Source organism: Paenibacillus sp. Y280 (genome assembly GCF_056786335.1).
Map to the genome: position 1 here is coordinate 34,925 of NZ_JBXCIW010000006.1, position 24,437 is coordinate 59,361.

The following is a 24,437-nucleotide window of genomic DNA, read 5'->3' on the forward strand; positions in this document are numbered from 1 at the left end:
TTGCTTTAGTTGGTCATTTATGAAGCTTATTGCTGTACCTTTGATCGATTCAGCCACCGTTTCTCTCTTAATCAAAAGATTATTTGTTGTACTTGCTATTAATCGAAACCTCCGGAAACATGGAGTTAGCCTCCTCTAACAGCTCCACGGGTTTATTCTTCAAACGGTGCTCAAAGAAAGCCAATGAGGTTTGGTTAATTATGCTATGTGCTCGATTCACACTGATTGTTTTACCCCTCGTATACGGAAACATAAATGAAATAAGCGGCGAATACAGGGCAGCATCGCTAAACATGAAATGATGCGTTCCCGATATATTAATATCCAACCCCCCATTTTGTAAGATTAGTCTTTTTTTGGTTTCTGCATCTGAATCTATATAGCGAGATGATGTTCCACGATGATCGTTCATGTATAGAATAGGCTGCTGTAATCCGTCAGTCATATTCTTACTGCCGTAGGGATGCCCATCTAGAAATATGCCTGCTTGGAATCTGGTATCCATATGCAAAGTTTCTAGCATTGTTGCTCCCCCGAGCGAATGACCGGCCATTCCAACCCTTTCCAAATCAAACCTCCCCCAAAAATCGGATGAAGCATCCTCTTCTTGCATGAGTTGCATCTTATTCAGAACAAACACAGCATCAAGTGATTGCGTATGAACGATTGGACTTAAAGCTTGATTGATTTCGACAAAATTACCTTTCAAGCTCGTGATTCTTTTATCGAAAGTAACGACGTGCTCGTCAGATAACGGTGTTGTAAGAGCTGTGTATGGATGCTGGAGCCCTACGACAATATAACCGTTGCTGACCAAATGTTCAGTGAAATAAGAATAGGCGAAACGTGTAGCTGAAAGGCCATGGGAGAAAAAAATAATTGGATACTTTTGCTGTGAGGATGAGATCTCCGTCTGGTCATAGGCATGGGTTTTCACCAAATCGAAATGCTGGAACAACCAACCGGGTAGACGGAAGGCTTCTTGCAGCTTCCGAGTCGCTTGCACCCGGTCTGGAAAATAGGGGGAAGGGACGATCCCATTCCGGGTTTGCTTGTCAGTTGGATACCAAACTTGTACGACAACTTGCCGAGTATTTTGTTCAGCCGCTAATTCTTCTTCCCTCGTATCGTCTCTCCAAACGTAAGAAACCGTGCCGATACCGAGAGAGCCGCTTGGTTCTCTTAATGAAAATACAGGAAATAAATAGGACAGAATGGCAGAAAGGATAATAAGTAAGAAACAGAGCAGGATGATTATATGGCTGACCCACGGATAAAGCGTCTTCTGGTAATTGGTGTATAGGACGTATTGAATTAGAAGGAAGAGCGGCAGGATCGTCCCCGATCCATAGGCAGGCACCATTTGCCACCGCCAGTTTTGAAAGACTAGATGCAGGATAATTAGAAATAAGCCTAATGAGGCTGCCCATACAGCTTTTTGCTTCAATAGAATCAGTGTAATTGTCGCCACATTGGCGAGCAAAATAAAGATCTCTAAGAACAACTTGGTTCACTACCTTCCATTAGGAACGATTATCGAACTGAGTATGAAGCTACAGTCCATCTTAGCATAAACGAAACATCATGATTAGTATTTATTGGTAAATTTTATTAGAAAATGGTGGATCATGGCATCAAATCTGGAGCAGGAAAAGCTCCTATCACAGATGCGATTTCGTGCGAAGCTGTGATTTCTAAATCAAGTTCCTTCCTTTGCCTTTCGCAAGGACGATTTTCTCACTTGGACAATTTCCGCGTTGTCCCCATGCACATACAATAATGGTGTATAGCCTAATCGGTGCTGGGAGGGGAGTAGCGCTGTGAGTAAGCGGACTTTAATGATCATATCGCTTGTCATTTACGTATTGCTTGCCATCTTATTTGTGATTTTATCTATTTTTAACTAAACACATAACAGAGCAAGGGCTGCCTCAGGAGTAGAATGATCTACGATAGGCAGCCCTTGCTCGTTTTCATATCGGAAAGTAAATGGCTACTCTCTAAGCTTCACTTGGTTTAATTTGGTTTAATTTGGTTTAACTTCGTTTTACGGTAGTCCTTCGGCACGACCCCTTTCGTCTCACGGAAGATACGGGAGAACGTTTTGTAAGAGCCGTAGCCGACTTCAAGCGCGATTTCGGCGACGCTCATGTCGGTCGAGACGAGCAGGCTGCAAGCATGGCGCAAGCGCAAATCATGCAGAAAGTGGACGAAGGTCTGACCTGTCGTCTGCTTTATGACCTCGCTTATACGCGATACGCTGAGCGAGAAGCGGCTCGCAAGATCGGAGAGGGCGATCTCATCCTGATAATGGCGATGGATATAATGAATAATCGGCCATACGGATGCGCTGGACCTCGAACCAAGCGTCAATACTTCAGCAGAAGGCGCGGCTTTTCGGCGATAGCGGTCGAAGCAGGCCAATATTTCCTTTAATCGCACCTGAAGCATCGTACGGCGCCAAGGCTCCTGCCCATTATATTCTTGATACATATCTTCGATTAAATGCTTCATTCGCTCATTATCAGCGCCGCTGAGCTGAATGAAGGGCGGCAGCATATTTTGAGCGATTAGGTCCATCAGGCCGGTTTCTTGGCCAGGTTCCATCAACAAATCCATGCTGAACATGCAATTATACAGCACTAAGGTGCTGCCAGGCTCCGTAAACAGCTCATGCACCTGGTAGGGCAGCACGAATGTAAATGTGCCTGGCAGCATTTGATGCTTGGCATCATTGATTGATTCGGAGCCTCTCCCGTCGACGACATAAGAAAATTCCAAAAAATCGTGACGATGCGGGCGGAAGCCATGATAAAGCCGGTTCAGGCTAATATGAAGAGGGGAGGATGTATTCATATTTGGATACGTTTTCAAATAATCAGGTATATAAGTCATGAAATAATGGATTCCTCCGAAAAACTGAGACTTTTATCGAAAAACAAGCACGATTTCTGATCCCGTTTATTTTAACATAAAGATCAGGGTCAAGCGTTGGCGAATGTGAATGTTTGCGAAGATCGTTAGGTTAGTCGAACTTGATTAGGAGGAATTCCAGTGACCGTTGAAAATAAAATTAGAATCGGCATTATCGGCGCAGGCAATATCGGAAATGTGCATGCTGGACAATTTTCAAAGCTTGGCGACGAATGCGTCATTACGGCTATAACCGATGCCTTCTTGCCTCTAGCGGTGGAGCGGGCGAAGCAATACGGCATTGCAAACGTAGCCAATTCGGCAGAAGAGCTCATTCAGCGCTCCGACGTAGATGCGGTAATTATCGGTGTGCCTAACCAGTTCCACGCCCCGCTTGCGCTGCAAGCTTTGGCTGCTGGCAAGCATGTTCTGCTTGAGAAGCCGATGGGCATCAACGGCGACGCGGCTCGTCAAATTTTGAAAGCAAGCCAAGCTTCCGACCGTGTTGTAATGGTTGGCCATCAGATGCGCTGGGAGTCGGTGCCGATGCAAATTAAAGAGCAAATCGACCGCGGCGAGCTTGGCAAAATATATACGGCCAAAACCGGCTGGTTCCGTCGCAAAGGCATTCCGGGCTGGGGCACATGGTTTACACAAATGGATCAATCAGGCGGCGGTCCGCTTATCGATATCGGTGTTCATATGCTGGATCTTGCGCTGTACCTGATGGGCAATTCAAAGCCGGTATCCGTGTACGGGGCAACCTATGCCGAATTTGGCCCAAGCCGCAAAGGGATCGGTACTTGGGGTACGCCGAATTGGAACGGTTCTTACGATGTTGAGGATCTGGCAACCGCCTTGATCAAAATGGAAGACGGCAGCACGCTTTCGCTTGAAGTTAGCTGGGCAGTGCACATGGATACGGACAATTCGCCGTTCATTCATGTGATGGGCTCAGAGGGTGGCGCTAGCTACCGCGGAGCTGAGGGCAAGCTGCTTACAGAGAAGTTTGATCGTCCGATCGAAACGGTGCTGCGCAAAGCTGACAACGATGAAGGCGAACGCGCGCGTCTCAGCCGTCACTTCCTGGCATGTATTCGCGAGGGCAAGCAGCCGATTACTTCCGCACTGACTGGTTTTACGAACAACCTTGTGCTGGATGCGATCTATGAATCGTCCCGTACGGGCAATGAAGTGAAGCTGGATTGGAATTTAGACGAATAGCATTGCGTGTATAAGGAGGAAACCACATGTTAAGAGGATTAACCGGAGCAGGGCTTGGCCGTATTGAAAGCGATGAGCGTTTTATTGAGCTCGCTGGCTCAAATGGTTTTCAGGCAGTCGATTTGGATGCTGGATCTTTGATCGAGCGTCATGGCATTGATCAGGCACGCGAGCTGCTTGCCAAGCACGGCGTAGTTATCGGCTCGATCGGTCTGCCCGTAGAATGGAGAACCACGGAAGAAGCATTTCTGGATGGCTTGGAAAAGCTTGCGGCTTCCGCTGCCGCTGCGGCCGCGCTTGGTTGCACGAGCTGCTGCACGTACATTTTGCCATCTACGGATTTAAAAGCCGCACGCTTTATGGCTCTGGCAACACGCAGATTGCGTACTTGCGCGCAAATTCTTGGCGCTTATGGCATTCGGCTCGGCCTTGAATTCGTTGGCCCTCACCATTTGCGCACGCGCTGGGCGAATCCATTCATTTGGACGCTTGAGGAGACGCTGGAGTGGATCGACGCAATAGGCGAAAGCAATGTTGGGCTGCTGTTTGATGCGTACCACTGGTACACGAACGAATTGACCATCGCAGATATCGAGGCGCTTCGCGCCGATCAGATCGTGCATGTACATATTAATGACGCGCCAAATGTGCCGGTAGAGGAAGCGCTCGATAATGGCCGCATTTATCCGGGCGAGGGCGTTATTGATCTAGTGGGCTTCCTTCAGGCGCTTGATCGAATCGGCTACAAGGGCGCTGTGTCGCAGGAAATTTTGACGGCAGAGGCTCCATCGCAATCGCCGGAGGAGCTGATTCAGCGCTCCAAGGCTGGCTTCGATAAAGTATTTGGCGCAGCAGGACTTTAAAACGGAATTAAAAATGGTTGAGCGCTTAGTAGAGGCTGCTCAACCATTTTTTTAGTTTAGCTTTGATTGTTGCTGCTTTTGACGGTAGATTGTCTAATTTAAGCACACATAGGTGCTTACAGACCACAAACTCGGGCTGCTTTTTCACATTAAGAGCATATACGTGCTTACAGCCCCATTTCAAGGTAACTCATACGACGATTAGACACTGTAAGCACATATAGGTGCTTACAGTGCAAAAACACACGCTACTCATTCGCTGTAAGCGCATATGCGTGCTTACAGCCCCTTTTCGAGGCTACTCGAGCGCCGAAATTGCTCGATAAGCACACATAGGTGCTTATAGTGCACAATCACACGCTACTCATTCGCTGTAAGCGCATATGCGTGCTTACAGCACCATTTCGAGGCTTCTCATACGCCGAAATTGCTCGATAAGCATATATAGGTGCTTACGGCCACAAACTCATGCCACTCTTTCGCTGTAAGCGCATATGCGTGCTTACAGCATCATTTCGAGGTAACTCATACACCGATTCTGTAAGCACACATAGGTGCTTACAGAGGAACTAATCAGAACGCCGATATACAGGCAGCCTCCCGAATAAATTTGAAATTTAACCGTTACCGCAAACAAGCGCTAATTTTTATATGATTTTGCATGAAATCTGATGGGTACTGTACAAGATGACTATTCCGTTATGATGAATAATAACCGTTTTTTTAAAACAGGAGACCAAACATATGGCAAATCAAGCAGAGCAAATGCATCCGCTGAACCTTTGGTATAAGCAGCCGGCTTCAAGCTGGGAAGAAGCGCTGCCGATCGGCAATGGCCGTATAGGCGGCATGGTCTTTGGCGGCGTGAATAGGGAACGTATGCAATTAAATGAAGATACGCTATGGTCTGGCTTTCCCCGCGATACTAATAATTACGAGGCGCTGCGTTATTTGAAGCGTGCTCGGGAATTGATTGCAGAGAAGCAGTTCGTCCAGGCAGAGCAGCTCATCGAGGCGAAAATGCTCGGAACGAATACCGAATCGTATCAGCCGATGGCGGATTGGTACGTAGATCAGCATTTTGCTCAAAAGCATGATCAACCGGAACACTATATTCGCAAGCTTGATATTGATGCGGGGATTGCTTCGACTCAGTTCCAGATCGGGCAGACCGCATATATGCGAGAGACGTTTATAAGCGCAGTCGATCAAGTGCTTTGCGCGCGTTACGAAGCGGATGGGGACGAGCTTCTTGAGCTTACGGCATCGCTGCAAGCTTCAGTGCAGTTTGAGCTTTCATCGCAGGGTAACGATTCAATCGTGCTGTACGGACGCTGTCCGAGCCATGTCGCGGACAATTATATGGGCGACCATCCAAAGGCTGTTCAATATGAGCAGAATCGCGGCATTACGTTCCAGACTAAGCTTCTCGTGAAGATAGACGGAGGCGAGGTCTCGGCAAGCGACGATAAGAAGCTGCAAATTCGCGGTGCTCGTACGGCTACATTTCTGTTAAGCGCGGCAACGAGCTTTGAAGGTTTTGATCGTCAGCCGGCTATGAGTGAGGCAATGGTAAGCATGCAAAACAATCTCGTGCTGGAAGCGGCTCTTGCACATAGCTATGAAGAGCTGCGAGAACGTCATGTTGAAGATCATCGCCGTTTGCTCCAGCGCGTAGATATCCAATTAGGACATACGCCTAATGCTCAACTGCCGACGGATGAGCGTCTCGAAGCTTATAAAAGTGGTGAGCAGGACCCGCAGCTGGAAGCGTTGTATTTCCAATATGGGCGCTACCTGCTTATGGCGAGCTCTCGACCAGGTACGCAGCCGGCTAACCTGCAGGGCATTTGGAATGATCGGGTGCAGCCGCCGTGGAACAGCGATTATACGACAAATATCAATACGCAGATGAATTATTGGCCCGCCGAGTCAGGTAATTTGAGCGAGTGCCATGAGCCGCTGTTTCAGCTCATAGAGGAGCTAAGCGAGTCCGGCGCGAGAACGGCCGCGATTCATTACAACAGCGCGGGCTGGGTTGCGCATCACAATGTAGATTTATGGCGGACGTCGACGCCGACTGCCGGACATCCAAGCTGGGCATTCTGGCCGCTTGGCGGCGTATGGCTGACGCAGCATTTGTGGGAGCATTACTTATATAATCCGAACGAGTATTTTCTGAGGGAGAAAGCTTATCCACTCATGAAAGGCGCAGCGCTCTTTTGCTTGGACTGGCTGCAGGAGAACGAAGAGGGGTTGCTTATGACCTCGCCGTCTACCTCGCCGGAAAATAAATTTCTAACCGCCGAAGGAGAAGCGAGCAGTGTAGCAGAATCATCTGCCATGGACATTACGCTAATCGGCGAATTGTTTGAGCACTGTATAACGGCTGCAAGCCTGCTGCAGGATGATGAAGCATTTGCGGAACGGCTCGCCGCTGCGAGAAGCAAGCTTCCGCCGCTGCAAATTGCACCTGACGGCTTATTGCAGGAATGGCATGAGCACTTCAAGGAGCATGAACCGGGCCATCGCCATGTCTCGCATTTATACGGCTTATATCCAGGTACAACGATCAATCAAGAAGAAACGCCGGAGCTTGTAGAAGCTGGACGGTCGTCGCTTGAGAGCCGCATTAAGAACGGGGGAGGCCATACAGGCTGGAGCTGCGCTTGGCTCATCAATCTGTATGCGCGGCTTAAAGAACCAGAGTCCTCCTACCGATTCATTCATACGCTGCTCGCACGCTCGACGCATCCGAATTTGTTTGACGATCATCCGCCGTTTCAAATCGACGGCAACTTTGGCGGAGCGGCAGGTATTGCCGAGCTGCTGCTGCAAAGCCATTTGAACGGAATAGAGCTTCTGCCCGCTTTACCGGCTGCTTGGCCAAGCGGTTATATAAAAGGAATTAAGGCTCGCGGCGGCTTCGTCGTTGATATCGAATGGATGGACGGCAAGCTAATCAACGGCCGCATACGATCTACGCATGGTTTGCCATGCAGCCTGCGTTCCAAGGAAGCGCTCACGGTTCATGCTTCTGACGGCACAGCCATTGACGCTTCCGTACCGTTCCCGACGAGCAAGAACGAATGGTACAGCATCACTACGATAACCAATGAAGGGAAGTAACCATAATGACGACCCATACACGTTTTCCGTTTGAAAATATCGCGCTTCCGCTTGAAGAGCGGGTAACCGACCTTGTATCACGATTTACGCTCGATGAGAAAATCGATTCGATGGTGCAATACCAGCCTGAAATCGAGAGATTAGGCGTAAAGCCGTATAAGCACGGAACAGAAGCAGCGCATGGCATGGCATGGCTTGGCGAAGCGACGACGTTCCCGCAGCCGATCGGACTTGGCTGTACGTGGAATCCCGTGCTGCTCAAGGAAGTTGGCTCTGTTATTGGCGACGAGGCGCGCGTGTACTTTCAGCGCAATCCAGCCATTAACGGCTTGACGCTTTGGGCGCCAACTGTCGACATGGAGCGTGATCCGCGCTGGGGCAGGACGGAGGAAGCTTACGGCGAAGATCCAAAGCTGACAGGCGAGCTGACAGCTTCGCTTGTGCAGGGCATTCAAGGCGATCATCCGCTTTATTTCAAAGCGGTAGCAACGTTGAAGCATTTTATCGGCAATAACAATGAAATTAATCGCGGCAGCTGCTCGGCGAGCATTGACCCTCGCAATATGAAGGAATATTATCAAGCGGCGTTTAAGCCAGCCTTCGTGAAGGGCGGCGCGCATTCCATGATGACCTCGTACAACTCGGTTAACGGCACGCCGACTATTTTGCATGCGGATGTAAACAAAGTAGTAAAAGAGGAGTGGGGCATGAACGGCTTCATCGTAAGCGATGCAGGCGACCTGCTCGGAATCGTCAACGATCATCACTATTACGACTCCTATAAGGATGCTGTGGCGCATGCAATCAAAGCTGGAATTGACAGCATTACGGACGATAAAGAGAAATCCTGTGCCGCGATCCGCGAGGCATTGGCAGAAGGCTTGCTATCGGAGCAGCATTTGGATAAAGCGCTCATCAATACGTTCCGCGTGCGCTTCCGCTTGGGCGAGTTTGATCCAGCAGACCAAAATCCTTACGCCAACGTACCGGAATCGAAGCTTTGCGCGCCTGAGCATGGTCAATTGTCGCTGCAAGCAGCGCGTGAATCTATCGTATTGTTGAAAAACGAAAACAACGCCCTTCCCCTTAATAAAGAGAAGCTAAGCAGTATTGCTGTTATCGGGCCGCTAGCCGATGTCGTATACCGCGACTGGTATTCCGGTTCGCTTCCATACAAGGTTACGCCGCTTGAAGGCATTAAGAGCAAGCTGGCTGGCAAGTCCGTTTCGTACAGCAGCGGCAACGACCGCGTCGTATTGAAATCGGCTGCAAATGGCAAGGCTTTGCAGGCTTTCGCGGACAATGAAAACCGTCTGCAGGCTGGTGAATCGGATAATGCCGCGTCCGGCGAGACGTTTGAAGTAACCGATTGGGGCTGGGGCAGCTATACGCTCGAGAGCAAAAATTCCGGCAAGCTGCTTACAAGCGCTGACGATGTAAACATCGCTGCATCAGCAAGCGAAGCGTTCGGCTGGTATGTGAAGGAAGTGTTCAAGCTCGACGAGCAATCGAATAATCAATTTGCGATTCGGACATGGAACGGCAAGCTGGTAACGGCGCCGAATAGCGGAGCCGATCCGCTGCAAGTTACAGAAGCGGCAGAGATCGGAGCGAACGAGCTGTTCATGAAGGATGTGATTACGGATGGCATCGCGGAAGCGGTAGCGGCAGCGAAGGCAGCGGAAACCGCGATCGTATTCGTCGGCAACAATCCGCTTATTAACGGCAAGGAAGAGATCGATCGCCCGAGCCTAGATCTGGCAGCATCGCAAAATGAATTGATTAGCGCTGTATTTGCGGCCAACCCGAACACGGTTGTTGTTGTCATCGGCAGCTACCCGTTTGCGCTGAACGCGGTTAACGAGAAAATACCGGCGATCGTTTATCTGTCGCATGCCGGACAAGAGCTTGGCAACGCCATCGCTGACATGCTGTTTGGCGACTACTCACCGGCGGGACGGCTGAACATGACCTGGTACAAATCAGAAGAGCAGCTGACGGATCTGATGGACTATGACATTTTAAAAGGCAAAAGAACGTATTTGTATTTCGACGGCGAGCCATTGTACCCATTCGGCTATGGGCTCAGCTACGGTACATTCCGATATAGCCAGCTTGAAATAACGAACAACGCAACAAGCATTGACGGCAGCGTTACAGTTCAGTTACTAGTGACGAACGAATCTGGCGTTGCAGCCGATGAGGTCGTTCAATTATATGTTCGTACGGAAGGCTCAAGGGTGGAGCGTCCGCTTAAGAAGCTGGTCGGCTTTACGCGCATAGCGTTGCAGCCGGGAGAGACCAAGGCTGTGCAATTGATCGTGCCAGCGGAAGAGCTGGCGATTTGGGATGTGACGCGTGATCGGTTCTGCCTTGAAGCTGCGGAATACACATTTGCGGCTGGAGGCTCATCCGTTGACGTCAAGGTGTCCGGAACAATCACAATTGAAGGCGAAACGATTCCGCCGCGCAACCTGTCGCAGCAAACCCGCGCGGAGAACTATGATGATTATGCGCATGTTTACTTGGACGAGAGCAAGGAGGGCGGCACGGCTATTAGGCTGTCGCAATCCGGAGGCTGGATCAAGTTCAAGGATATCGATTGGTCGAGGGGTTCTTCTTCGTTTGAAGCACGCGTTAGCGGCGGTGAGCAGGGCGGCGAGCTTACTATTCTGATAGGCAGCCAAGCGGGTACCGTTATCGGTGCTTGCAACGTTGCTGCGAGCGGCGAGCAGGAATGGCAAACCGTTCGGATTGAGCTGCCAAGCATCAAGCCGGATGGCAACTTGGTTATCGGCTTGAAGGGAAGCGTGAAACTGAGCTATTTTCACATCCAATAATAACAACGTCCAATGAAAAAACTCGAGCGGAGCTGCTCAAGGCTGCAAGTCTGGCCTTAGACAGCTCCGCTTTCTTGTGCGGCTGAGGTTGCATTTTGCCAAATACGGCTTTATTGTTTAAAGGAGCATTGAACATAGGCAGAGGAGCTAGTTATAGTGAAGAACGAGATTGAAATAGACTTGTACAAGGATTGGATCGATACGGTGAAGGAAGTATTTCGAGGCTCCGGGCATCCATTGCCTGCTGCGATCAGCGACAGAGATGCTGCTTTTGCATACTTCGCGCAGACTGCCCAATCGGATGAAGAGGCCGAGCAGCAGCTTGAGGCGAATGAGGAGCGGCTTTCCTCGATGCAGCAGATCATTTTGGACCATTTTGAAACGGTGATCCTTACGGATATTCGAAGCAAGACGTGTTATACAGGCGATAGATTTAAGTTTCAATGGCTGTATAACAAAGGTGAGCATGTCGTGGAGCAGCATTCATTGTACCGCATACCGCTCTAACAGAGCGGTTTTTTTGTGCGGTTATGATGTCCTACTTTGACTATCGAAAGATACTTAAAATATCAGATACCAGAAGATCGCTATCTCATCGCATTTGCAAGCCATGAAGAGCAATGTCTAATTTCCATATGATAAAATGACGGATAAGTCATGTATGAATGCGTCCCTCTCCGCTTTATAATATAGGATGCTTCAAAACTTCGCGCAAAAAAGTAAACGCTTACCTATTGAAGGGAGGAGCAGCCTTTATGAAGAAAGGCATCCGTTCGATTGCAAACAGAATGAACAATGTACGCATCAAAAACAAGCTTATTTTTTCTTTCATCCTTGTCGTTTTTGTTCCGGTGCTTATCGTAGGCATATTTTTGACCGTTGCTTTCCGGCAAAATGTGCTTGACCAAGCAACGCAGCAAATTACGAATAACGTAGAGCGAATCAAGAAGCAGACGCTCGATATTATACGGATGCCGATTGAGATTTCAGATAAGCTGCTCGTCGACAACCGATTGACTAATGTCGTCAATACGCAATACAATTCCACCTTCGAGGTTGTAAAGGCATTTTGGGATTATCGTGATTTTCGCGACTATGTTCATCTGTACACTGAAATTTACAACATTCGTTTCTACACGACGAATATGACGATATTGGATAACTGGGAGTTTCTTAAGCTGACTGATTCCATTGCGCAGGAGCCCTGGTATAAGACCGCGATAGAGGAAGACGGCATTCATTGGGGGTATATACCCGACGAAACGAAGAACAACCGTAACTATTTGAGTTTAATTAGAAAAATTTCGTTTCCTACCTACCGGACAAGCGGTGTGCTCGTTATAGGTGTCAACCAGGACGAACTGAACGCGATGATCAGCCAGGAGCCGTTCGATACGATGATTATCGATGATAGCGGTTATATGATCGCGGCCAAGAACCCCGATTGGGTCGGCAAAAACATAGCTGAATTGGACTTTGCCAGCAAACTGACGAATAAAGCGGAAGGCACCTACGAGCTTAAATATGACGGCAAGCCTTCTAAAATCGTAATCGAGGACCTGCTTCCCGATTCAAGCCGCAACGGGCTCAAAATCGTCTCTGTATTTACGATTGAAAGCATCGTAAGCGGAGCCAATCGCATTAGCTTGCTTGGATTCGGCATCATTATGCTAAGTCTCCTTATCGCGTTCGTATTGATCTATATTTTCTCGGCGATTTTAGCGAAGCGGATGCTTGTGCTGAATAAAGATTTGAACAAGGTTGCGATGGGCGATTTGAATGTCATATCCCATGTGACAGGAAGCGACGAGATCGGCATATTATCCAAGCAATTCAACAATATGGTCGTCAGCATACGCGGCTTGATGGACGAGGTAGCGGAATCGCACAAACAGCAAGCGCAGCTGCAGCTGAGACAGAAAGAAATTAAGCTAAAAATGATGGCAAGCCAAATCAATCCTCATTTTCTGTTCAATGCGCTGGAATCGATTCGGATGAAGGCTCATATCAAGGGCGAGACCGAAATATCGTCGATCGTCCGTATGCTTGGTAAAATGATACGTCGAAATTTAGAGGTCGGAACGCGCAAAATTGCCCTGAAGGACGAGCTCGAAATGGTTCGCTGTTATTTGGAAATCCAAAAATTCAGATACGGGAACGATCGGTTAACCTTTCGCCTCGATATCGATGAATCCGGACAAGAGATTGAAATACCGCCGCTTATCATTCAGCCGCTCATCGAGAATGCTGTCGTGCATGGGCTGGAAAATGTAGCGGAGGGCGGCCTCGTTTCGTTAACGACGCTGGTGAGCGATCGATTGCTTCGCGTAGAGGTTGCTGACAATGGCGTAGGCATTAGCGAGGACAAAATCAATCAAATTAATGTAGCGCTGCATGATATGGAGGAAGAGGAGGAGTACCGGATTGGGCTGCGCAACGTTCATCAGCGGCTCGTTATGATCTACGGCGAGAGCTGCGGCTTAACGATAATGAGTGAGCTGGGATCGGGTACTCGCATTGCTTTTGAAATTCCGATAGGGGGTCATCCTTTTGCATAAGGTACTTATAGTCGACGATGAGCCGATGATTCGAGAAGGGCTGCAGACTTTAGTGGATTGGAATAAGTACGGCTACACCGTCGTTGGAGTAGGATCAAACGGACGAGAAGCCGTGGAGAAGCATGCGATGCTTCATCCCGATTTGATTTTAATCGACATTCGTATGCCTGGCATGGACGGGCTGCAGGCGATAGAGCAAATAAGGAAGACGGATACGGTTTGCCATTTTTTAATTTTGAGCGGCTATGCCGAGTTCGATTATGCGAAGCAAGCGATCGCGCATCATGTAGACGGTTATATACTGAAGCCGATCGATGAGGATGAGCTTGAGAGTTACGTTGAGCGCATCAGCACCCAGCTCAAGAAGCAAACCGAGCAGCAGCAGAATGTGGAGCAATCGACGGTGCTCCTGCGCGAGGAGATGCTTCAGCAGCTTGCCGCGGGCAAGCTCGATCCTGGCACATCGGGCAGTCAGGAGCTAAAAACGCACTTGGGCACGCCTGCGAAATATTATCAGCTGCTCTTAATCGAGCTTTACAGCAGGGAGCATTCCCTTACGATGAATGCTACCCTTAAGAAGAAGCTTGCGGACATCATCGAACAGAAGCAGCTAGGCTGGGTATTTTCTGCTGAGCCCTATGTGGGTGTGCTGCTGAAAGATTTTTTGCTGCAAAACGGCTCGCGCGAGCAAATGAAGCAATGGATCGAGGAATGCTGCGGATCGCGTGTACGCTTCGCGGCTGCCGCAAGCGATTCGGTTCGCGAGCCTGCGGAGCTGCAGAAGTGGACGCCAGCTGTTCGCGGCTTGCTGAAGCAGCGCTTTATGCTGCAGGGTCAGCAAATTCATCTGGCATCCTTATCTGATTATGACAAGCAATCGAAGGAGCCTATCCATAGCGAGGCGCCGTCGATTGACAGCCTTGCTCAGAAGCTTTATTACATGCTGGATATTGGGAGCAAGGATGGAGTGGACAAGGCGATCCAAGAGGCATCTGATCAAATTTGCGCCTATGAAACATCGGAGCAATCCATTAAGTCGAGCTGGGCGCAGCTGCTTACAATTGTGTTGAACAAAGCGGCCGCTTCTAGCCCGGGGGTTTCCGTGCAAGAGGATTTGTCGATGGTTACAGCGCTATATCTCGCGCATCATTATAATGAAATGATCGAGCAGCTGCAGAAGCGATTGTCGGATCTGGCAGCGAAGATCGGCAAATCGGACAGTCTTTCCGTAATGAAGCAGATGACGGATTTCATTGAACGGCACTATAGCGAGAACATTAAGCTGGAGACGCTGGCCGATCTATTCAATTACAATAGCGGCTATCTCGGTAAAATGTTCAAAAACTATACGGGCGAGCATTTCAATACTTATCTGGATCAAGTCCGCATTCAGCATGCGATCGAGCTGCTGCAGGAGGGACTTAAGGTGCATCAGGTATCGGAGCGGGTCGGCTATGCGAATGTCGATTACTTCCATAGCAAATTCAAAAAGTATAAGGGCGTTTCTCCTTCCTCCTTCAAGAGCGTATCTGGGAAGCCGGCTTCGGAATAAAGAAAATAGAAAGCTATTAATCCAAAAGCTATTAGGTTAAATGACGTCTATATCGCTAGGCTGATAGAGCTGGGCGAGAAATAGACGTCTTTTTTAATTGTCTCTTCGTTTGTAACCAACGGTTATGAAAGCGTTTGAAAGTGCTTATTTTGATATGATTTTAGGTCTAATTTGTCGGGTGCAAGGCAGTGGCATCCATCGTTTATGATAAGTACAGATAAGAGAGGGTAAGCTACGAGAGACAAGAAGGTAGCTTGCGAAGCCGTTTTTGCAGGACGCGAAAACATGAGGAGGAGCAACGATGAAACCGCTAACAGAAGGTGGCCTTAAAACAGGGACCACAAACAAAAAGAACCGATTCTGGTTCAGAGCTATCCAGCAGCGTTACTTGTATATGATGTCATTGCCATTCGTCATCTGGATATTCATATTCAGCTATGTACCTGTCTGGGGCTGGTTAACCGCATTTCAAAATTACAAACCGAAAAACGCCATACTGGATCAGAAGTGGGTAGGGCTTGACAACTTCATAGAGTTGTTCCAGGACGAGCGATTTTATATCGTTTTGCGAAATACGCTTGCGATGAGCACGATGGGGCTGGTTGTTAGCTTTACGATTCCAGTCATCTTCGCTCTGCTTCTGAATGAAATGAGAGGACAGTTCTTCAAGCGTTCCGTTCAAACCATTTCCTATTTGCCTCACTTTGTTTCATGGGTTGTCGTTGCCGGACTTGTATCAAAGATGCTTTCGACGGACGGCGGCGCAGTCAATCAACTGCTTATGTACTTAAATATCATTGATTCGCCGATTCAGTTCATAGCTAAGGGCGAATGGTTCTGGGGCATCGTAACGCTATCGGATCTGTGGAAGGAAATGGGCTGGAACTCGATTATCTTCCTAGCAGCGATGGCGGGTATCGATCCCGAGCTTTACGAGGCATCAACGGTAGATGGAGCAGGCCGCTTCCGTAAAATGTGGCATATCACGCTGCCGGGCATTCGGACAACCTTCATGGTATTGTTCATTCTATCGATTGGTCATTTAGTAAGCATTGGCTTTGAAAAACAGTTTTTGCTGGGCAATCCTCTCGTATCCGATTTTTCAGAGGTTCTCGATCTGTATGCGCTCAAGTACGGTATTCAGATGAGCCGGTATTCGTATGGTACGGCCATCGGTATATTCAACTCCGTAGTCAGCATCCTGCTCGTGTTTATCGCGAACGGAATATACAAACGAGTCACCAAAGAATCAATCATATAGGAGGCAGGGCATATGCAAGGAACGTCTAGAAGAGCTACCGGCGATAAAATATTCGACACATTCGTGTATGTATTCATGGCAATCGTTGCTATTGTAACGTTATATCCATTCCTTAACGTACTTGCGATTTCGTTTAACGATTCAGTGGACACCGTCAGAGGCGGTGTGACCATCTATCCTCGGGAATTTACTTTAAAAAACTACGAGACGATTTTTGGCTTCGACGGCTTGCTGGTCGGCTTTCAAAACTCCGTTATCCGTACGTTATTAGGTACTGCAATCGGTGTACTATCAGCTTCCATGATGGCTTACACGTTAAGCCGTCCTGACTTTCAGGCAAGAAGATGGATGTCAGTTGTATTCGCTCTGACGATGTATTTCACGGGCGGCCTGATCCCGGGCTTCCTGCTTATGAAAAACCTTGGATTGATCGGAACGTTCTCGGTTTACATCATTCCAGCTATTTTGAGCGTTTGGAACGTGTTCGTAGTCCGCTCCTACATTGACGGACTGCCATACGCGCTTCAAGAATCGGCCAAAATCGACGGCGCGAACGATTGGACGATATTTTGGAAGATCATCCTTCCGCTTTGCCAGCCTGTACTTGCAACAATCGCTTTGTTCATTGCAGTCGGACACTGGAATTCCTGGTTTGATACTTACCTGTACAACAACAGGAGTCCCGAGAATACGACGCTGCAGTACGAGCTGATGAAGGTGCTGCTGTCCACGCAAACGGGCAGCAATTACCGCGACCCGAATGCGCAGCAAGCGATCGCATCGGTTTCACCTGAGTCCATTAAGATGGCGATTACGATTGTTGTTACCGTCCCTATCCTAATGGTTTATCCTTTCCTTCAGAAGTATTTCGTGAAAGGGATGACGCTTGGAGCTGTAAAAAGCTAATTTTGGTAATAGCAGGTTTCCTGTTATATACATGTACATCACGCACAAGAAAAAAGGGAGGCTTTCCAGCAATGAAAAGAAAGATGCAAATGGCACTAAGCCTGATGTTGGCACTTGTATTTGTATTCGTAACAGCTTGCGGCAATTCGAATAATGAAGGCGGCACGGGCAACGGAACGACGAATGAAGGCGCAGCAGCTGAACCGATTACCATTCGCGCAGCATCGGGAGACAACAACGCGAACTGGGATGATATGCAATCCGACGTAGGTAAAGCGATTCAAGAAAAAACAGGTATTACGATTAAACAGGAATTTCCTGTTGGCGGTACCGATTCCGATATGTTCGCCCTAATGGTAGCAAGCGACGATTATCCGGACCTTGTTATGCCAAAAGGCAGCGCAGGCAAATTGGTTGATGCTGGCGCAATGATCGACCTGCGTCCTTTGATTGAGGAGCACGCGCCGAACCTGAAAAAGGTTTATGGCGAATACTTCAACCGCCTTCGGTGGAGCGAGGACGACGATGCGATTTACATGCTTCCACAAGACGGCGTAGGACAAACGTACTTTGAAGCGGGCGGCGGCTTCCAGCTGCAGCATCAAGTGCTTGAAGCAGCCGGTTATCCGGAAATCAAAACCGTACAAGATTACGAAGCGGCAATCAAAGCTTATATCGAGAAAAATCCAAAAACACCAGATGGCCAACCAACAATTGGGATGTCGCTTAACGGCGGGGAATGGCAAATTCTGATTTCCGTGACGAACCCTGCTTTCTACGCAACAGGGGCTCCGGATGACGGCGAGTTCTACGTTAACCAGGAAACGCATGAAGCGATCATGCACTATCAGCGTCCGGAAGAAAGAGAATATTTCCGCTGGTTGAACCACATGAACGATATCGGCTTGCTTGACAAAGAAAGCTTCGTTCAAAAGTACGACCAATACAAAGCTAAAGTGGCATCTGGACGGGTTCTGGGCCTTATCGACCAACAATGGGATTACGCCGATGCGGAAAACGCATTGAAAGCAGAAGGTAAATTCAAAGCAACTTACGCTCGTTTCCCAGTTACATTGAATGACACGTTCCAGGATCACTCTTTCCAAGGCACGGGATACCTTTCCGGCTACGGAATAGGGATCACAAAGGATGCTAAAGATCCTGTTCGTCTGATCAAATTCCTTGATTACCTGGCTTCCGATGAAGGCCAAGTGCTTGTTAACTGGGGTATTGAAGGCAAGCACTACAACATTGAAGACGGCAAACGCGTTATTCCTGCCGATGTTCAAGCTCAGAAGTCGAATGACAACAATACGTTTAAGAAAACGACAGGTATCGGCAACTACTTGCTGTCGGCTCGTTATGGCGACGGCGTGAAGGATCCTTCCGGCAACTATTACACGACGACGTTTCCTGAGCAAATTCAAACGGCGTATTCGGAGGTAGACAAGAAGACGCTTGCGAAATACAATGCGAAAACCTACAGAGATTTGTGGCCGGCTGACGATGCATTCCCAGAGCGCAAATACGGCGCGGCTTGGACGCTTCCGTTCGAGACGGGTTCACAAGCAAACGTTATTTTCCAAAAAACGCAAGACATTATGAAAAAACACATTCCTGAAGCGATTCTTGCTAAACCGGCTGACTTTGATAAAATCTACGATGCCTTCCTTAAGGATCTTGAGGATGCGGGCGTAGCCAAACTGAATGCTGAATTTACAAAAATGGTACAGGATCGCGTGGCGCTCTGGTCCAAATAAGTTTAAAATAAGCAGCGAAGAAGAGGGCTCATTACATGGGCTCTCTTCCCACGTTGTCAATAAGTGAAATTCGAAGGGAGAACGACAAACGCATGATCAATCATAAACTTCCAAAAATATGGTATGGTGGCGACTATAATCCTGAGCAGTGGGACGAGGAGACGATGAAAGAGGATATTCGCATGTTCAAGCTTGCGGATATTGATGTGGCGACGGTGAATGTGTTCTCATGGGCGCGTATCCAGCCAAATGAAGATTCGTATCATTTTGAAGAGTTGGACAACATAATAAACAAACTGCATCAGGACAATATTTCGGTCTGCTTGGCAACGAGTACGGGCGCTCATCCCGCATGGATGGCCAAAAGATACCCAGATGTTACACGTGTCGATTATGAAGGCCGCAAGCGCAAATTCGGCGGCCGCCACAATTCCTGCCCAAGCAGCCCGGCGTACCGCAAATATTCGCAGCTGATTGCAAGCAAATTAGCAGAGCGCTATAAGGATCATCCAGCGCTAGTAGCATGGCATATTTCCAATGAATATGGCGGCTATTGCTATTGCGACAACTGCGCCGAGGCTTTCCAAGCATGGCTGCAAAAAAGATACGGTACGATTGAGCAATTAAATAAAGCTTGGTATACGAGCTTCTGGGGCCACACGTTCTATGATTGGGATGAGATTGTTCCTCCGAACGCGCTAAGCGAGGAGTGGGGCGGAAATCGCTCGAACTTCCAAAGCATTTCGCTGGATTACCGCAGATTTCAATCGGATGCGCTGCTGGATTGCTACTTAATCGAATACGATGAGATCCGCAAGCATTCGCCTAACATACAGATCACAACGAACCTGATGGGGACCTATCCAGAGCTAGATTATTTCAAATGGGCGAAGCATATGGATGTCGTGTCTTGGGACAACTATCCTTCCATTGACACGCCTGTCAGCTATACTGCGATGACGCATGCATTGATGCGCGGCCTGAAGAGCGGACAGCCCTTCATGCTCATGGAGCAAACGCCAAGCCAGCAAAACTGGCAAGCCTATAACGCGCTGAAGCGTCCAGGCGTTATGCGGCTGTGGAGCTACCAGGCTGTGGCCCATGGCGCCGACACCGTTATGTTCTTCCAACTGCGCCGCTCGATTGGGGCATGCGAGAAATATCATGGCGCGGTCATTGAGCATGTTGGCCATGAGCATACCCGCGTATTCCGCGAATGCGCAGAGCTGGGCCGCGAGCTTACCAAGCTTTCGGATAAGCTGCTCGATTCGCGCATCGATGCGAAAGCGGCAATTGTGTTCGATTGGGAAAACCGCTGGGCTGTCGAATTATCGAGCGGGCCAAGCATCGCGCTTAAATATGTGGACGAGGTTCATAAATATTACGATGCCCTGTTCGAGCTGAACGTTCAAACCGATATGATCAGCGTGGAAGAAAGTCTTGATCAGTACGATCTCGTTATAGCGCCGGTTATGTACATGATTAAACCGGGCTTTGCAGAGAAGGTAGAAGCATTCGTCGAGCGCGGCGGCACCTTTATCACGACCTTCTTCAGCGGCATCGTAAACGAGAATGACCTTGTCACAACAGGCGGTTACCCTGGCAAGCTTCGCAAAGTACTTGGCATTTGGGCCGAGGAAATCGACGCGCTGCTGCCTGGCCAGCAAAATCAGATGGTGATGACAAAAGTAGACGGCGAGCTTAGCGGAACTTACACTTGCAGCCTGCTCTGCGACCTGATTCACGCAGAAGGAGCTGAAGTAGTCGCTGAATACGGATCTGATTTCTACAAAGGCATGCCTGCTGTTACGGTCAATAAATTCGGCAAAGGCGAGGCTTGGTATATCGCTTCCAGCCCTGACCAGCATTTCCTGCAATCGCTTCTAACGAATCTTTGCAAGGAAAAAGGAATTGAGCCGTTGCTTGCTGCACCTACTGGTGTTGAAGTTACGCGCCGGAGCAAAGACGGCAACTCGTTTACGTTTATTTTGAACCATAATGCAGAAGCTGCCGAGCTGCAGCTCGGAGCGCAGCCTCGCAATGAGCTATTGACTGAAAGTCTGGTAAGCGGGACTTACAGCTTGGCAGCCAAAGGCGTTATGATAATCGAGGGCTAACAATTGCCCAGCTTAATCGCAAGGGATAGGCTCAACTCCGGGCATTAAGCATATGCTGTAGATAAATGCCCGGTATGAGGGGAGCAGCGCCTTGTGTCCACGAAGCGGCGGCAACGTTATTTAATGAGCATATATGTGTTAGCATTGTACGTTTTGCTCGTTCTTTTATTATTTGCGAAATGCTTATAAATGAAGGATTGTCCACGACTAGACATTAGTCTGCGGGCAATCCTTTTTTTGCTGGAATATTGCTACCTCCTATTACAAATAATGAACGAGAAGAATGCAAAACGGTTACGGAGCTTCGAGTTCGCGCATATGGAGAAGCCGTAGCGGAATAGGAGGATGCTGCAATGGCTGTAAAAAGCAAAAGTAAAAACAATTACAAAAAAATGTCGATGTCGCCTAAAGAATATCAGTCCTTCGCAAAGACCATGGAGCCTCCGCGGTCGATTCTCGGGAATTGCCTGAAGGCATTTGTTTTTGGCGGAGCGATATGCGTAGTGGGACAATGCATTCAAGAGCTTTTTGTACATGGGATGGGAATGAGCGAGGTAGCGGCAAGCAACCCTACAGTTGCAACGCTTATTCTGATCTCCGTTATTTTAACAAGCCTTGGCGTATATGACAAAATCGCACAATGGGCCGGTGCTGGCTCCGCCGTCCCTGTAACAGGGTTTGCGAATTCCATGTGCTCAGCGGCGCTGGAGCACCGCAGCGAAGGACTAGTGCTTGGCGTAGGCGGAAATATGTTCAAGCTTGCAGGCTCCGTTCTTGTGTTCGGCACGGTCGCGGCTTTCTTCGTCGGTATTGCCCATCTCATACTTGGCACTGGAGGTCAATAATATGCTGCGCGGGAAACAGACATGGTGGTTCGAGAAGCGACCGGTTATTATTGGCGAAGCGACTGTGGTTGGTCCGGACGAGGGACAAGGTCCGCTGGCAGCTGAGTTTGATCTTGTCCATCCCGAGCTAGATATGCAGCAGAAGAGCTGGGAGAAGGCGGAACGGCTATTGCTTGAGCAAGCATCTGAATTCGCTATTCAGAATGCCGGCATCCAGCGCGATCAGCTTCAATTTTATTTTGGCGGCGATTTGATGAATCAGATCATTAGCAGCAGCTTTGCTGCAAGATCGCTCGGCGTTCCATATATCGGTTTGTTCGGCGCATGCTCCACCTCCATGGAGTCGCTGGCGCTCGCTTCGTTTGTCGTGAACGCGGGCGGAGGCAGCCATGTGCTTGCCGGTACGTGCAGCCACAACTGTACTGCGGAGAAGCAGTTCCGCTATCCGACGGAATATGGCTCCCAAAAGCCGCCAACGGCGCAATATACTGTCACGGGAGCAGGCGCAGCCATCATTGCCGATAAAGGCGACGGTCCGGTCGTGGAGTGCGCGACTATCGGCAAAGTCATTGATTTGGGCATTACTGATCCTTTTAATATGGGAGCTGCAATGGCGCCCGCAGCGGTCGACACGATCCAAGCCCATTTTAACGATACGGGACGCCAGCCTAAAGATTATGACTTAATCGTAACGGGCGATTTAGCCGGAGTTGGGCATCCGATTGCGAAGAAGCTTCTGATTCAAAACGGCGTACCAATGGACGATACGGTGTTTGACGATTGCGGCCTCATGATATTTGACGTTCAGAAGCAAAAGGTCCAAGCTGGCGGCAGCGGCTGCGGCTGTTCCGCGGTTGTCACTTACGGGCATTTGCTTAAACGGATCAAGAAAGGCGAATTGAAACGAATTTTGGTCGTTGCTACCGGAGCGCTGTTATCTCCGCTATCGTTCCAGCAAGGCGAGAGCATTCCATGCATTGCACATGCGGTGGCAATAAGTGCGAAAGGGGGGTGAGGCGGTATGATTTTTTTATGGGCGTTTCTAGTCGGTGGAGCAATATGCGTAATCGGCCAGCTTATGTTCGATGTGCTTAAGCTGACACCGGCGCATACGATGTCCACATTAGTTGTTATCGGAGCCATCGTTGACGGCTTTGATTTGTACGAGCCACTGGTTAAGTTCGCTGGAGCAGGAGCTACCGTTCCGATTACAAGCTTCGGTAATGCGCTCGTTCATGGGGCGCTTACCGAGCTGCATAATCAAGGCTGGATCGGCGTAATATCCGGTATCTTTAAAGTAACAAGCGCGGGCATATCGGCGGCCATCATTTTCTCCTTTCTGGCAGCGCTCGTGGTCAGGCCAAAAGGATAATAATATGATTTTCAAATTGGGGGATCCTGTGGGATCTTCCAATTTTTTTTGGAGCGAAAAAATTTGTGTACACGAAAGAAAGTACTGTAAAATAGTAGTATTGAGTATGAACATAGGCATTATTTTGGGAGGTAATGAAATGGATATTCGTCCTGCGGACATGCAATTATGCGCTGCTATACTACGAAACTTAGAAACTTGTATCCTAGGCAAACAGGAAGAGATCCAGAGATTGCTCATCGCCGTTATTGCAGGCGGTCATGTACTTTTAGAAGATGTACCAGGCACTGGAAAGACGCAATTAGTGAAAGCGCTGGCAAAATCAATCGGCGGTCAATTCCGGCGGATTCAATGCAACCCAGACTTGCTTCCCACTGATATTACAGGCGTTTCCATTTACCATCCCAAGCAGGAAGCATTCTTATTCCGCCCAGGTCCAGTAATGGCTAATATATTGCTCGCCGATGAAATCAATCGAGCGACTACGAAGACGCAATCCGCTTTGCTAGAGGCCATGGAGGAAGGGCATGTAACGGTTGACGGAGATACTTACGAGCTGCCGCGTCCGTTCGTTCTGCTAGCTACCCAAAACCCGATTGAATTTGAAGGCACCTATACGCTTCCTGAGGCACAGCTTGACCGTTTCATGATGAAGCTGTCGCTCGGCTATCCGAGTGAATCCGACGAGCAGCGAATGGTGCTATCTAATGAAGGAATACATCCGTCCGATCGGATTGAGCCTATGATCAACATCAATGATATGGTCCACATTCAGGATCAAGTACAGCAGGTTCATATCGATGATGCTGTAGGCAAATATTTGGTTGGCCTTATAAGAGGGACTAGAGAGCATGGAAGCGTCATGCTTGGGGCAAGTCCGCGTGCGGCACTTGCGCTAGCAAGAGCAGCCAAGGCGAGCGCCTACATCCAGCAGCGTCAATTCGTTACGCCTGACGATGTAAAGGAGCTTGCGCCATACGTACTATCGCATAGGCTGCTGCTCCGGACGGAAGCTAGAATGAACGGGCTGAAAGCGGAGGACATCATCTCGCAGGTGATTCAGTCCACGAAAGTGCCGGTTCGGCTGGAGCGTTAGT

The 24,437-nt window shown here is 48.9% G+C and carries 17 protein-coding genes; 15 read left to right on the forward strand and 2 right to left on the reverse strand.

Going from position 1 to position 24,437, the window contains the following annotated elements:
* Window positions 1–79 precede the first annotated feature (79 nt).
* On the reverse strand, window positions 80–1,363 hold the full coding sequence (locus AC1TPC_RS09655; RefSeq protein WP_482066647.1) for an alpha/beta hydrolase family protein: 1,284 nt from the start codon (window positions 1,361–1,363) through the stop codon (window positions 80–82).
* Window positions 1,364–2,016: 653 nt separating this feature from the next.
* Complete coding sequence (locus AC1TPC_RS09660; protein WP_482066648.1) at window positions 2,017–2,895, reverse strand: helix-turn-helix domain-containing protein; 879 nt, start codon at window positions 2,893–2,895, stop codon at window positions 2,017–2,019.
* A gap of 159 nt (window positions 2,896–3,054) precedes the next feature.
* On the opposite strand from AC1TPC_RS09660, the gene AC1TPC_RS09665 reads away from it, so the two are divergent.
* From AC1TPC_RS09665 to AC1TPC_RS09735, 15 genes are all read left to right on the forward strand, one after another.
* Window positions 3,055–4,137 carry a Gfo/Idh/MocA family protein gene (locus AC1TPC_RS09665; RefSeq protein ID WP_482066649.1) on the forward strand — a complete coding sequence of 361 codons (1,083 nt, stop codon included), beginning with the start codon at window positions 3,055–3,057 and terminating at the stop codon, window positions 4,135–4,137.
* A gap of 26 nt (window positions 4,138–4,163) precedes the next feature.
* On the forward strand, window positions 4,164–5,000 hold the full coding sequence (locus AC1TPC_RS09670; RefSeq protein WP_482066650.1) for a sugar phosphate isomerase/epimerase family protein: 837 nt from the start codon (window positions 4,164–4,166) through the stop codon (window positions 4,998–5,000).
* Between the two features lie 744 nt (window positions 5,001–5,744).
* Entirely contained in the window at window positions 5,745–8,129 is a 2,385-nt protein-coding gene (locus tag AC1TPC_RS09675) for a glycoside hydrolase family 95 protein (RefSeq protein ID WP_482066651.1), read from the forward strand.
* A gap of 5 nt (window positions 8,130–8,134) precedes the next feature.
* Window positions 8,135–10,969: a glycoside hydrolase family 3 C-terminal domain-containing protein gene (locus tag AC1TPC_RS09680; RefSeq protein WP_482066652.1), complete on the forward strand. Its 2,835-nt coding sequence runs from the start codon at window positions 8,135–8,137 to the stop codon at window positions 10,967–10,969.
* Window positions 10,970–11,125: 156 nt separating this feature from the next.
* Window positions 11,126–11,476 (forward strand): hypothetical protein, encoded by a 351-nt coding sequence (locus tag AC1TPC_RS09685; protein ID WP_482066653.1) that lies wholly within the window; start codon window positions 11,126–11,128, stop codon window positions 11,474–11,476.
* A 248-nt stretch (window positions 11,477–11,724) separates the two neighbouring features.
* Window positions 11,725–13,527 carry a sensor histidine kinase gene (locus AC1TPC_RS09690; RefSeq protein WP_482066654.1) on the forward strand — a complete coding sequence of 601 codons (1,803 nt, stop codon included), beginning with the start codon at window positions 11,725–11,727 and terminating at the stop codon, window positions 13,525–13,527.
* A complete protein-coding gene (locus tag AC1TPC_RS09695) occupies window positions 13,520–15,079 on the forward strand; it encodes a response regulator transcription factor (protein ID WP_482066655.1) in 1,560 nt (519 codons plus the stop codon). Before AC1TPC_RS09690 ends, AC1TPC_RS09695 begins: the two co-directional genes overlap by 8 nt.
* A 301-nt stretch (window positions 15,080–15,380) precedes the next feature.
* Window positions 15,381–16,340: an ABC transporter permease gene (locus AC1TPC_RS09700; protein ID WP_482066656.1), complete on the forward strand. Its 960-nt coding sequence runs from the start codon at window positions 15,381–15,383 to the stop codon at window positions 16,338–16,340.
* Between the two features lie 12 nt (window positions 16,341–16,352).
* The gene (locus AC1TPC_RS09705) at window positions 16,353–17,246 is read left to right on the forward strand and encodes a carbohydrate ABC transporter permease (RefSeq protein WP_482066657.1); all 894 of its coding nucleotides are present in this window, start codon (window positions 16,353–16,355) and stop codon (window positions 17,244–17,246) included.
* 71 nt (window positions 17,247–17,317) lie between these two features.
* A complete protein-coding gene (locus AC1TPC_RS09710; RefSeq protein WP_482066658.1) occupies window positions 17,318–19,006 on the forward strand; it encodes an ABC transporter substrate-binding protein in 1,689 nt (562 codons plus the stop codon).
* 92 nt (window positions 19,007–19,098) lie between these two features.
* Window positions 19,099–21,123 carry a beta-galactosidase gene (locus AC1TPC_RS09715; RefSeq protein ID WP_482066659.1) on the forward strand — a complete coding sequence of 675 codons (2,025 nt, stop codon included), beginning with the start codon at window positions 19,099–19,101 and terminating at the stop codon, window positions 21,121–21,123.
* A gap of 353 nt (window positions 21,124–21,476) precedes the next feature.
* Entirely contained in the window at window positions 21,477–21,968 is a 492-nt protein-coding gene (spoVAC, locus tag AC1TPC_RS09720) for a stage V sporulation protein AC (RefSeq protein ID WP_482066660.1), read from the forward strand.
* 1 nt (window position 21,969) lies between these two features.
* A complete protein-coding gene (spoVAD, locus tag AC1TPC_RS09725) occupies window positions 21,970–22,983 on the forward strand; it encodes a stage V sporulation protein AD (RefSeq protein WP_482066661.1) in 1,014 nt (337 codons plus the stop codon).
* Window positions 22,984–22,989: 6 nt separating this feature from the next.
* Window positions 22,990–23,340, forward strand: coding sequence for a stage V sporulation protein AE (gene spoVAE, locus AC1TPC_RS09730; RefSeq protein ID WP_482066662.1), 351 nt, complete (start codon window positions 22,990–22,992; stop codon window positions 23,338–23,340).
* 139 nt (window positions 23,341–23,479) lie between these two features.
* Window positions 23,480–24,436 carry an AAA family ATPase gene (locus tag AC1TPC_RS09735; RefSeq protein WP_482066663.1) on the forward strand — a complete coding sequence of 319 codons (957 nt, stop codon included), beginning with the start codon at window positions 23,480–23,482 and terminating at the stop codon, window positions 24,434–24,436.
* The last annotated feature ends 1 nt before the right edge of the window (window position 24,437 follow it).

Coding starts and splice junctions, on each gene's coding strand:
- AC1TPC_RS09655 (WP_482066647.1), bottom strand. CDS start 1,363: ATGGTGCCTGCCTATGGATCGGGGACGATCCTGCCGCTCTTCCTTCTA.
- AC1TPC_RS09660 (WP_482066648.1), bottom strand. CDS start 2,895: ATGACTTATATACCTGATTATTTGAAAACGTATCCAAATATGAATACA.
- AC1TPC_RS09670 (WP_482066650.1), top strand. CDS start 4,164: ATGTTAAGAGGATTAACCGGAGCAGGGCTTGGCCGTATTGAAAGCGAT.
- AC1TPC_RS09675 (WP_482066651.1), top strand. CDS start 5,745: ATGGCAAATCAAGCAGAGCAAATGCATCCGCTGAACCTTTGGTATAAG.
- AC1TPC_RS09680 (WP_482066652.1), top strand. CDS start 8,135: ATGACGACCCATACACGTTTTCCGTTTGAAAATATCGCGCTTCCGCTT.
- AC1TPC_RS09690 (WP_482066654.1), top strand. CDS start 11,725: ATGAAGAAAGGCATCCGTTCGATTGCAAACAGAATGAACAATGTACGC.
- AC1TPC_RS09700 (WP_482066656.1), top strand. CDS start 15,381: ATGAAACCGCTAACAGAAGGTGGCCTTAAAACAGGGACCACAAACAAA.
- AC1TPC_RS09705 (WP_482066657.1), top strand. CDS start 16,353: ATGCAAGGAACGTCTAGAAGAGCTACCGGCGATAAAATATTCGACACA.
- AC1TPC_RS09710 (WP_482066658.1), top strand. CDS start 17,318: ATGAAAAGAAAGATGCAAATGGCACTAAGCCTGATGTTGGCACTTGTA.
- AC1TPC_RS09715 (WP_482066659.1), top strand. CDS start 19,099: ATGATCAATCATAAACTTCCAAAAATATGGTATGGTGGCGACTATAAT.
- spoVAC (WP_482066660.1), top strand. CDS start 21,477: ATGGCTGTAAAAAGCAAAAGTAAAAACAATTACAAAAAAATGTCGATG.
- spoVAD (WP_482066661.1), top strand. CDS start 21,970: ATGCTGCGCGGGAAACAGACATGGTGGTTCGAGAAGCGACCGGTTATT.
- spoVAE (WP_482066662.1), top strand. CDS start 22,990: ATGATTTTTTTATGGGCGTTTCTAGTCGGTGGAGCAATATGCGTAATC.
- AC1TPC_RS09735 (WP_482066663.1), top strand. CDS start 23,480: ATGGATATTCGTCCTGCGGACATGCAATTATGCGCTGCTATACTACGA.